This window comes from Anaeromyxobacter sp. SG64 (assembly GCF_022690745.1).
GTDB classification, from domain to species: domain Bacteria; phylum Myxococcota; class Myxococcia; order Myxococcales; family Anaeromyxobacteraceae; genus Anaeromyxobacter; species Anaeromyxobacter soli.
This window is the reverse complement of the sequence record NZ_JALCZB010000048.1, coordinates 23,498-32,822: the sequence shown is the minus strand read 5'-3', so window position 1 is coordinate 32,822 and position 9,325 is coordinate 23,498. Positions and strand designations below refer to the sequence as shown.

Here is a 9,325-nt window from a genome sequence, read left to right as displayed (position 1 = left end):
CCGGCCGCGCCGGCGCGGCGTCGAGGGCGCCGAGGTACTCGAGGAGGAGGGCGAGGAGCTCGGCGTGCGGCTCGTGGTCCCGCACGAGCTCGCGCGCGAGCTCGGAGGCGTAGCCGGCGCAGGCGATGCGGGCGAGGTCGCCGCGGATCGCGCCGTGCGCGCGCAGGACCGCGACGGAGTCGAGCCCGAGCATGTCCGAGCCGGCCCGCTCCCGCGCCTCCGCGGCGACGAGCGTGAACGGCTCGAGCGCACCGCCGAACCTCCGGCGCGACGCGCGGGCCGCGCGCGCGAACGCGGACACCTTCCCCCGCTCGTGCGTGAGGAGCGTCACGATCCGGTCCGACTCGCCGTAGTCGACGGCGCGCAGGACGAGCGCGGTGAGCTTCAGCCGATCCGGCACGGAGGGACCGTAGCCCCTCACCGGGCTGGGCGCCAGGCCCGCCGGGCGCCGCGGCCGCTACCGCAGCAGGGCGATGGCCGCCGCGATCGCCGCGGCGAGCGCGACGGCGGCCGCCACCCAGGCGCCCGCGGGAACTCCCCGCGCGTCGCCGCGCGGGCCCGCCTCGGCGGAAGCGGCCGCCGCCTCCTCGTACCGGAGGACCACCTCGGTCGCGTCGAGGCCGGCCGCGATCGCGTAGCTGCGGAGGTAGCCGACCACGTACGCCCGCGGCGGCATGCGCGCCTCCTCGCCCGACTCGAGCGCCTCGACCACGCCGGGCGCGAGCTTCGTGGCGCGCGTGACCTCGTCGCGGGACAGGCCCCGCAGCTCGCGCTCCCGCGCGAGCCAGCGGCCGAACGCGGCGAGCCGCTCCTCGGCGGACGCGCCGGGGTCGTCGGTGGGGACGTCGGGAGGGGCGGCTCCGGTGGGGTCGACGGGATCGGTCACGGGCTACTCGCCGAGCAGGGTGAGGCTGCGGCGGCACTCCTCGCCGTCGGCGCTCGAGGGGGCGAGCTCGGCGCAGCGCTCGAACGCGGTGCGCGCGCCGGGGAGGTCGCCCGCGCGCATGCGGGCGAGGCCGAGCTGGAGGTGCGCGTCGGGGGTCTTCTCGCAGCTCCGCGCGTACGCGCCGAGCTCCTCGACGGCCTCGGTCATCTTGCCCTCCTCGAGGAAGATGCGCCCGAGGTCCCGGCGCCCCTTGCAGTAGGACGGCGCGAGCGAGAGGCACGCGCGGAGCTCGGCGTGCCCCTCCTCCCGGCGCCCCATCCGCCAGAGCGCCTGGCCCTTGTTGCAGCGCGCCACGTACGGCTCGCGGTAGGTCATGTCGCCGAGCGCGAGGTCGAACTCCCGCAGCGCCTCGTCGTAGCGGCCGGTGCGCGCGAGGAGCTGGCCGAGATCGTTGTGCGTCTCCGGGTACTCGGGCCGGAGCTCGAGCGCGCGGCGGTAGGCGCGCTCGGCCTCGTCGAGCCGGCCGAACCCGAAGTCGAGGACCAGCCCGCGGCCGCGGTGGGCCTCCGCAAAGCCGGGGTCGACCGCGAGCGCCGCGTCGTACTCGCGGAGCGCGTCGGGCGCCCGCCCGCCGCGGAACGCCTCCACCGCCAGGTCGTGGTGGATCTCGGCGGTGCGGCGCTGCTTGCCGCTCGGACGGTGAGCGCAGCCGAGCGCGGCCGCGGCGAGGAGGACGAGGGCGAGAGATCGGGTCATCAGAAGGACGCGAGCAGGCGGGCCACGCGGGCGGCGTCGGGCGCGGCGGAGGTCGCGCCGGGCGCCCCGGGCGAAGCGGAGGGCGCGGAGGCCGCGGGAGCGCGCGGCGGCGAGAACAGCGGGACGCGGCGGAGCACCTGCTCCTGCACGTCCGCGGCGAGGTTACGGAAGTTCAGGTTGTCGAGCATGAAGCCCATCGACTCGAGGAACTGCAGCCCCTCGAGCTCGATCTCGCGGTACTCGTCCGCGGTCGTGAGCTGCCGCCGCGAGGGGAGGTAGACGACGTTCTCGCCGGACTTCTGGAGGTGGAGCGCGACGTAGATCGAGAACGAGCCGTTCGGGTTGCGCAGCCCGCACAGGTGGGCGGAGACGGCCTGCGCCGCCTTGCCAGGGATCGACACCTGCGCCTGGTTGATGCTCTCCACCACCGCGACGATCTGCTCGCGCGTCGTCTGGACCCAGCTGAGGCTCGGCTCCGCAGTGAACACGTGGCCCCCTGTCAGCGCGCCACGAGGACGTGCTCCTCGGGTCGGTCCTCGAGGTCCGCCGCGCTGCGCGTCATCTCGAGGAGCGGGTTGTCGATCATCACGTGGTCGCCGCCGACGTTCCCCTCGCCGATGACCACCCTGAGCGCCACCTCGCGCGAGCCGGCGGGCTGGTCGCCCGGGCTCCGCCGCGTGGGCGCGAGCACGACGCGGTTCGCTCCGGGGCGCAGGTAGCGCGTGACCTCCATGACCACCTGCGGCTCGTTCGCCTTCACCTCCCGGATCCACTGAGCGTTGATGAAGATCGCGAGGTCGTACTGCGGGCCGGAGGGGGCCGGGTGCTCCGCCGCGAGGAAGTAGCGCCGGGTCACCCGCGCGGGCGCGCCGGCGGCGCCGGCCTCGGGGGCGGGGGGAGGCACGGCCGCGGCGGCCGGGGTCGTGGCCTCGCCGGCGACGCGCACCGTGTAGCCCTTCGCCTCGATGTGGACGTTCCCCTGCGCGTCGATGACGACCGTCGCGTTCTCGAAGCGCTGGCTCGTGACGCCGTCGATCGCGACGCCGTTCAGGGTGAGGGACGGCTCGGCGGCGGCAGGCGGCGCCGTCGCGAGCGCGGCCGCGGCGAGCGCGAGGGCGAAGGGACGCATCCGCAGACTTGTTAGCCCCGGCCCGCCGCCCAGGTCAAGAAAGCGCGCGCCTACACGCCGCGCGCGTCGGGACCCCAGATCACCTTGTGGATCTGGAGGGAGAGCCGGGCGTCGAGCCCGTCCTCGAGGATCCAGCGCGCGAGGTCCCGCGGCGCGACCTGGCCCCACGCCGGCGAGAACAGCAGCGCGGCCCGCCCCTCGAGCCGGTGCCGGCGCACGACCTCGACCGACCAGCGGTAGTCCGCCTCCGAGCAGACGACGAACTTCACCTCGTCGTGCGCGCGCAGCCGGTCGAGGTAGGCGAGGTCCCGCGCCTCCTCGCCCGAGCCGGGCGTCTTCACGTCCACGATGCGGATCGCCTCGGCCGGGAGCGCCTCGAGCGGCCGCTGCCCGTGCGTCTCCACGGCGACCTCGTACCCGCCCTCGAGGAGCGCGCGCGCGAGCTCGGGCAGCTCGCGCTGGAGCATCGGCTCGCCGCCGGTCAGGCACACGAAGCGCGTCGGGTAACGACCGAGCGCGGCGAGGATCTCCTGGCGCGTCATGTCGCGCCCGCCCTGGAACGCGTAGGTGGTGTCGCAGTAGCCGCAGCGCAGATCGCAGCCGGTGAAGCGGACGAACGCGCAGGGCCGCCCCGCTCGCGTCCCCTCCCCCTGGAGGCTGAAGAAGATCTCGTCGACCCGCATGGCGGGCCATCCTTAACCGTTCCGGGGCGGGAGGTCACGCCCGCGAGCGGCTACTCCGCGGCCACCGGGACGCGCGCCACGGCGAGCGGTGCGGCGGCGACGACGGCGGTCCCCCCGGCGCTGCGCCGCAGCTTCCGGTGCAGGGCCTGCACGCGGCGCGGGTAGGCGTGGAACCGCGCGGGGATCTCCCCCTCGCGCAGGTAGCCGAGGATCCGGTTCGGCCCGGCGTTGTAAGCCATGAGCGCGACCTCCTCGCGGCCGAACGCGTCGAGCAGCCGGCGGAGGTAGCGCACGCCCGCGACCACGTTGGCGGCCGGGTCGTGCAGGTCGAGGTGGAGGAGCCCGGCGCGCTGGAGCTCGCGGCGCATCGTGGGCTCGCGGAGCTGCATGAGCCCCCGGGCGCCCGCGCCGGAGAGCGCGCGCGGGTCGAACGACGACTCGACCTCGATGAGCGCGAGGACCAGCAGCGGGTCGATGCGGGCTGCCTGCGCCTCCGCCACGATGGTCCGGGCGAGCGCGCCGCGGCGGTCCGCGCCGAGGGACGGCATCTCGGCCCCGAGCTGCCGCTCGATCCGCCCGACCGCGGACCCGACGGCGTCGCAGCCCAAAAGGCACGCCGCCGGCCCCGGCTCGGCGGGCAGGAGCTGCCGCGGCCCCTCCGCGAGCTCGCCCGGGAACGCGACCGCGGCGGCCGCGAGGCCGACCGCGATCGCGGCTCCGACGAGCCCGTGGAGGCGCGGCGGGGTCACGGCGCGCTCTTCTCCTTCTCCTGGGCGAGCGCCTCCACCCGCGCGGCGATGGCCTCGAGCCGCTTCTCGAGCTGGTCGAGATCCTCGCGCGAGGGGACGCGGAACCGGCTCGTGGCGCGGCGAATCGCGTCGTCGAGGGTCCGCTCGACCTCCCGTCGCTGGGCGACGAGCCGCTCGCCGAACTCGCGCGCGTGGCGCCGGACGTCCTCGGGCGAGAAGCCCGCCACGTCGGCGACGCGCGCGAACACCTTCTCGGCCTCCTGCTCGGCGGCGTTGACGCCGGCGAGCGCGTGGGACCAGGCGTCCTTGAAGATCTCCTGCAGGTCCGGCATCCCTAAGTCCCCTCGGGCGACTTCGCCCGCCTGGCGCGGCGCGCGCCCTTCTTCTCGAAGCGCTTCGCGAGCTTCTCGAGCTCGCGCGAGAGCTCCTGGACCTCGTCGCGCGTCGCGACGCCGAGGAACTGCACCGCGCGCGACTGCAGGTCGAGCATCCGCTCCAGCGCCTCCGACCGGAACGACTCGGCCCGGTCGCGCCACTCGGCGGCGCGCTCGGCGCCCTGGTCGCGCAGCTTCTCGAGCCGCTGCCTCACCTCGGGCAGCGAGAAGTCCTGCCGCGACAGGCGGTGAACGATCTCCTCGATGTCCTTCCTTCCGGCGCGGCCCCGGACCACCAGGTCCTTGAGAACCCGCTGCGCCTCCTCCTCGATGAGCCCGATGCGCGCCTGCGCCGCGACGAGCGGCTCTCGCAGGAACTCCGGCACCTTCAGCTTCCCGTTGTCCGTCTTCTGAGCTTCGGTCATTGGTCGTCCTCCTGGGCGGTCGGTGGGTTCCAGGGAGCAGGCAAACCCCCGCGACAGCATCCAGGTAACGCGTCGCGTCAGCACACGTCAAACGACCCAGTCGGTGCTCCGGACCGATCGACCCTACATGTGTGGCCCCTCTCCTGCCAGGGGAAATTGCCCCTGGAGGGTCGGCACCACACCTAGGGATAGGTCAGACGCTCGCCCGCTCGCCCGGCCTGTGGTCGGCGCCGACGGCCTCCGCGACGGAGCGGAAGCCGTCTCGCGCGAGGAGCTTCGCGAGCCCGTCGTTCAGCCGGCGCACGAAGCCGGGCCCGCCGTAAACGAGGCCCGTGTAGACCTGCACGAGCGCCGCCCCCGCCCGGATCTTCGCGTACGCGTCCTCGGCGCTCATCACGCCGCCCGCGCCCACGATGGGGACCCGCCCCGCCGCGCGCGCATAGCAGCGCCGGACGACGGTCGTCGCGAGCGGCCCGAGCGGCGCCCCCGAGAGCCCGCCCGCCTCGGTGGCGCGCGGGTGGCGCTCGACGCCCGCGCGGGAGAGGGTCGTGTTCGTCGCCACGATCCCGGACACGCCCGCCTCGATGGCCACGTCCACCGCCTCGTCGAGCGCGGTGGGCGAGAGGTCCGGCGCGAGCTTCACGAGGAGCGGCTTCCCGGGCGCGAGCTCGCGCAGGCGCCCCACGCACGCGCGCAGCAGCGCGTCGAGCTGCTCGCGCTCCTGGAGCTGGCGGAGGCCCGGCGTGTTCGGAGACGAGATGTTGACGACGAGGTAGTCGGCGTGGGCGTGGAGCCGCTCGATGCAGGCGAGGTAGTCCGCCGCGGCGTCCTCGTTCGGCGTCGTCTTGTTCTTGCCAACGTTCACGCCGACCGGCCCCATCCGCGCGGCGGGGGGCACGCGGGCGAGCCGCCGCGCACACTCCTCGGCGCCGGCGTTGTTGAACCCCATGCGGTTGATGAGGGCGCGGTGCTCGACGAGGCGGAACAGGCGCGGCGGCTCGTTCCCCGGCTGCGGGCGCGGGGTGATGGTGCCGATCTCGACGTGCGAGAAGCCGAGCGCGAAGAGCCCCGCGATCGACGCGTCGCCCTTGTCGAAGCCGGCGGCCAGGCCGATGGGGCCGTCGAACTCGAGGCCGAGGCAGGAGACGTGCAGCTCGGGGGGAACCTTCGGCCGGCGCAGGCGCGCGAGCCCGGGCGTCACCCGGTGAAGCGCGGCGTGCGCGAGCCGGTGGGCTTGCTCAGGATCGAGGTGGAACAGGGTCCAGCGCAGGGCGGGCCAGATCATCCGGGGGGCGAGAGATACTCGATGGCGGGAGAGGATGCGAGCGCCTTCCCACGCCGTGGCGCGTCAGAGGTCGAGGATCATCACGATCGCGTCCTCGCCCTCCTCCTGGTAGTAGTTCGGCCGAACCCCCACCTGCCGATAGCCGAGGGAACGGTAGAGCTCCAGCGCCGCCGCGTTCGAGCGGCGAACCTCCAGCGTCGCGACGGTGGCGCCCCGCGCCTTCCCCGCGCCGTGCGCCTCGAGCATGAGGGCCCGGCCGACGCCGCGCCGCCGCGCCTCGAGCGCCGTCGCGATGTTCAGGACGTGGATCTCGTCGTGGACGAGCCAGAACACGATGTAGCCGAGCACCCGCTCCGCGCCCGCGTCGCGGTCCACCGCGAGCACGATGTGCGACCACGCATGGTCGAGCTCGCGCGCGAGCAGCTCGCGCGACCACGGGTTGCGGAACCCGGCCCGCTCGATGTCGACCACGCGATCGAGATCCTCCGGCTGCATCCGCCGGAACTCGAGCCACCCCTGCGAGTCGACGGGACGCCGCACGCTACCCGTCCTTCCGCTCGACGTGGAGGATCCTCACGTCCGCCCGCGCGCGGAGCTCCGCCACGAGCTCGCGCACCTGCCCCCGCGCCCGCTCCTCCTCGAGCTGCGCGCGCGCCGCGTCGCGCGCCGGCCCGGCCGCGCCGGCCGCGCCGTGCTCCGCGAGCCAGCGGTCCACCTCCTCGTCGCCCACCCGCGCCGCGCGGCCCACCCGGCTCTGGACGTAGCGCTCGACCCTCACCATGCGCGCCAGCGTGACGGAGAGCTCCTCCTCCGTCAGCTCCGACTCCGCCAGGAACCGCGCGTACGCCTCGGCCGGGCCCACCTGCGCGCGGAACCGGGAGAGCGCGGCCGCCACCGCCTCGCGCTCCACCCCGTCGAGCCCGAGCCGCGCCGCCTCGTCCGCGAGGAGCATCTGATCGAGGAGCCAGTCGAGCGCCGCCCGGAGGGCCTCCGCGTCGAGGGGACGGGTGGCGGCCGCCGCGGCGCCGCGCGAGACGAGCGCGATGCGCGCCTCCTCGGCGAGCTTCGTCAGCGTCACGACCCGCGGCGGGGCACCGGCCGGGTTCCGCACGACGGCGACGATCTCCTCCACGACGCGGGGGGCGGCCGCCGGAGGGGCGGCGGCGAGGAGCGTCGCGGCGACGAGCGAGAGCATGTGCCCCATTGTAGTGCGAGGGGCCGGGGCGGCGCGACGCCGCGGCGCTCCGGAGCGGCCGTGCATTGACGCCCCCTCCGGACGCGTTACGTTCCCGGCGTGCCACAGCGCGACCTCTACGAGATCCTGGGCGTCCCGAGGGGCGCGAGCGCCGAGGAGATCAAGAAGGCGTACCGGAAGCTCGCGAAGAAGTACCACCCCGACGTGAACCCTGGGAACAAGGATGCGGAGGAGAAGTTCAAGGAGGTGACCGCGGCCTCCGAGGTGCTCTCCGATCCCAAGCGGCGCAAGCTCTACGACGAGTTCGGCGCCGACGCGCTGCGCACCGGCTTCGACGAGAAGCGGGCCGCGGAGTACCGGCGCTGGAAGCGCGAGGGAGCGCCGCCCGGCGGGATGCCGTTCGACTTCGGCGACTTCAGCACCGTGAATGTCGGCGACTACGGGGCGTTCGACTTCGGCTCCATCTTCGGAGACCTCTTCGGCGGCGCGGGCGGGCCCCGCGCGCACGGCCGGGTCCGCCGCGGCCCGATCCCCTCCTCCGGCGCGAGCGCCGAGGCCGAGATCGAGATCCCGCTGCGAGACGCGGTGCTCGGCGCGGAGCGGGACCTGCGCCTCGACGGGCGGACGCTCCGGGTGAAGATCCCGGCCGGCGTGACCGACGGGTCGCAGATCCGGCTCGCGGGCCAGGGCGGCCCCGGCGCGCACGGAGGCCCGGCCGGGGACCTCTACCTCAAGGTGAAGCTCCAGGACCACCCGCACGTCCGGCGCGAGGGGAAGGACCTCTACATCGACCTCCCCGTCACGGTCCCCGAGGCGGTGCGCGGCGCAGAGGTGACGCTCCCGACCTTCGAGGGCCCGGTCCGCCTCCGCGTCCCTCCCGGCGCGCAGACGGGGACGCGGCTGCGGCTGCGCGGCAAGGGGCTCCCCGACCTGCGGCACGGCTCGCGCGGCGACCTGTACGCGGTGGTCCAGGTGGTCCTCCCCCGGGCCTCGGACGCGCTCCGGAAGGCGGTCGAGCCGCTCGAAGCCCTGTACGAGGAGGATCCGCGGGCGGGGATCTCGTTGTAGAACCTCGCCCCACGGAGGATGGATGGGACTCTTCGATCTGTTCGGCTCGAAGGAGGAACGGGAGCGCGGCGCGCTGAAGAAGCTCGCGAAGCGCGTGACGGAGCGCTACGGGCCGCCCGAGAACCGGCAGAAGGCGATCCAGCAGCTCGGCGACATGGGCACGCCCGGCGCGCTCTCGACGCTGTGCCTGCGCTTCACGGTGAGGGCCGAGCCGGGCATCACCGACGACGAGGAGAAGGAGACCGCTCACCGGATCCTCGCCGACGCGAAGGAGGCCGCGGTCGGTCCGCTCGAGGCGTTCGTGCGCGAGCAGGAGAGCGGCATCGCCTGGGGCCTGCGGGCGCTCGCGGACATCGTGCCCCCGGACCGGCTCGTCGAGGTCGTGGTGCGCGAGCTCGCCCGGCTCGGGCGCGAGTACACCCGCGACCCGGAGAAGAAGCTCGTCCTCCTCACCTGGCTCGTCGAGCACCACCCCGGCGCGACGGGCGCGGAGATCGAGGGCGCGCTCCTGCCGCTGCTCGAGGACTTCTCGGATGACGTGCGCATCGGCGCGGCGCGCGCCATCGCCCGCCTCGCGCCGGGCGAGGCGAGCCGCGACGCGCTCATCCAGCTCCTCCTCCGGGATCGCGACAACGCCCGCGTGCGCGGAGAGGTGCTCGAGGCGCTCGCGCACCTCGGCGCGGACGTGAAGGGGCACCGACCGAGCGTGGAGGCCCTGCTCGTCGAGCCGTTCTTCCTCGACCGCGAAGGACGCGTGAAGAAGCGCGGCTGAGCC

14 protein-coding genes are annotated in these 9,325 nt (G+C 74.8%); 2 read left to right on the top strand and 12 right to left on the bottom strand.

All coding sequences use genetic code 11. The features are described from left to right. The 12 genes from recO to MNZ29_RS14830 form a co-directional block, all read right to left on the bottom strand. A partial coding sequence (gene recO, locus MNZ29_RS14885; RefSeq protein WP_242355692.1) for a DNA repair protein RecO occupies positions 1-400 on the bottom strand: 400 nt, incomplete at its 3' end. Between the two features lie 57 nt (positions 401-457). Continuing rightward, a complete protein-coding gene (locus tag MNZ29_RS14880) occupies positions 458-886 on the bottom strand; it encodes a helix-turn-helix transcriptional regulator (protein WP_242339367.1) in 429 nt (142 codons plus the stop codon). 3 nt (positions 887-889) lie between these two features. Then, entirely contained in the window at positions 890-1,642 is a 753-nt protein-coding gene (locus tag MNZ29_RS14875) for a tetratricopeptide repeat protein (protein WP_242339369.1), read from the bottom strand. After that, positions 1,642-2,130 carry a hypothetical protein gene (locus tag MNZ29_RS14870; RefSeq protein WP_242339371.1) on the bottom strand — a complete coding sequence of 163 codons (489 nt, stop codon included), beginning with the start codon at positions 2,128-2,130 and terminating at the stop codon, positions 1,642-1,644. Before MNZ29_RS14870 ends, MNZ29_RS14875 begins: the two co-directional genes overlap by 1 nt. A gap of 11 nt (positions 2,131-2,141) precedes the next feature. Then, on the bottom strand, positions 2,142-2,771 hold the full coding sequence (locus MNZ29_RS14865) for a hypothetical protein (RefSeq protein WP_242339373.1): 630 nt from the start codon (positions 2,769-2,771) through the stop codon (positions 2,142-2,144). A gap of 50 nt (positions 2,772-2,821) precedes the next feature. Further along, positions 2,822-3,454 (bottom strand): radical SAM protein, encoded by a 633-nt coding sequence (locus MNZ29_RS14860; protein WP_242339375.1) that lies wholly within the window; start codon positions 3,452-3,454, stop codon positions 2,822-2,824. Between the two features lie 50 nt (positions 3,455-3,504). Further along, positions 3,505-4,203, bottom strand: coding sequence for a lytic transglycosylase domain-containing protein (locus MNZ29_RS14855; protein ID WP_242339377.1), 699 nt, complete (start codon positions 4,201-4,203; stop codon positions 3,505-3,507). Then, complete coding sequence (locus MNZ29_RS14850) at positions 4,200-4,535, bottom strand: phasin family protein (protein WP_242355690.1); 336 nt, start codon at positions 4,533-4,535, stop codon at positions 4,200-4,202. Before MNZ29_RS14850 ends, MNZ29_RS14855 begins: the two co-directional genes overlap by 4 nt. 2 nt (positions 4,536-4,537) lie before the next feature. Continuing rightward, the gene (locus MNZ29_RS14845; protein WP_242339381.1) at positions 4,538-5,002 is read right to left on the bottom strand and encodes a hypothetical protein; all 465 of its coding nucleotides are present in this window, start codon (positions 5,000-5,002) and stop codon (positions 4,538-4,540) included. A gap of 193 nt (positions 5,003-5,195) precedes the next feature. Then, positions 5,196-6,287, bottom strand: a complete 1,092-nt coding sequence (locus tag MNZ29_RS14840) for a quinone-dependent dihydroorotate dehydrogenase (protein ID WP_242355688.1) — start codon at positions 6,285-6,287, stop codon at positions 5,196-5,198. Between the two features lie 63 nt (positions 6,288-6,350). Continuing rightward, the gene (gene rimI, locus MNZ29_RS14835) at positions 6,351-6,827 is read right to left on the bottom strand and encodes a ribosomal protein S18-alanine N-acetyltransferase (protein WP_242339385.1); all 477 of its coding nucleotides are present in this window, start codon (positions 6,825-6,827) and stop codon (positions 6,351-6,353) included. Between the two features lies 1 nt (position 6,828). Continuing rightward, on the bottom strand, positions 6,829-7,482 hold the full coding sequence (locus MNZ29_RS14830; protein WP_242339387.1) for a hypothetical protein: 654 nt from the start codon (positions 7,480-7,482) through the stop codon (positions 6,829-6,831). 99 nt (positions 7,483-7,581) lie between these two features. Between MNZ29_RS14830 and MNZ29_RS14825 the strand changes: the two genes are divergently transcribed. Together MNZ29_RS14825 and MNZ29_RS14820 are read left to right on the top strand one after the other, a co-directional pair. Next, positions 7,582-8,550 carry a DnaJ C-terminal domain-containing protein gene (locus MNZ29_RS14825; protein WP_242339389.1) on the top strand — a complete coding sequence of 323 codons (969 nt, stop codon included), beginning with the start codon at positions 7,582-7,584 and terminating at the stop codon, positions 8,548-8,550. A 22-nt stretch (positions 8,551-8,572) separates the two neighbouring features. Beyond that, on the top strand, positions 8,573-9,322 hold the full coding sequence (locus tag MNZ29_RS14820) for a HEAT repeat domain-containing protein (RefSeq protein ID WP_242339392.1): 750 nt from the start codon (positions 8,573-8,575) through the stop codon (positions 9,320-9,322). Positions 9,323-9,325: the final 3 nt, after the last annotated feature.

What these genes read in the sequence shown, in the direction of transcription:
- MNZ29_RS14850 (WP_242355690.1), bottom strand. Translation starts at nt 4,535, where the DNA reads ATGCCGGACCTGCAGGAGATCTTCAAGGACGCCTGGTCCCACGCGCTC.
- MNZ29_RS14865 (WP_242339373.1), bottom strand. Translation starts at nt 2,771, where the DNA reads ATGCGTCCCTTCGCCCTCGCGCTCGCCGCGGCCGCGCTCGCGACGGCG.
- MNZ29_RS14845 (WP_242339381.1), bottom strand. Translation starts at nt 5,002, where the DNA reads ATGACCGAAGCTCAGAAGACGGACAACGGGAAGCTGAAGGTGCCGGAG.
- MNZ29_RS14860 (WP_242339375.1), bottom strand. Translation starts at nt 3,454, where the DNA reads ATGCGGGTCGACGAGATCTTCTTCAGCCTCCAGGGGGAGGGGACGCGA.
- MNZ29_RS14830 (WP_242339387.1), bottom strand. Translation starts at nt 7,482, where the DNA reads ATGCTCTCGCTCGTCGCCGCGACGCTCCTCGCCGCCGCCCCTCCGGCG.
- MNZ29_RS14820 (WP_242339392.1), top strand. Translation starts at nt 8,573, where the DNA reads ATGGGACTCTTCGATCTGTTCGGCTCGAAGGAGGAACGGGAGCGCGGC.
- MNZ29_RS14840 (WP_242355688.1), bottom strand. Translation starts at nt 6,287, where the DNA reads ATGATCTGGCCCGCCCTGCGCTGGACCCTGTTCCACCTCGATCCTGAG.
- MNZ29_RS14875 (WP_242339369.1), bottom strand. Translation starts at nt 1,642, where the DNA reads ATGACCCGATCTCTCGCCCTCGTCCTCCTCGCCGCGGCCGCGCTCGGC.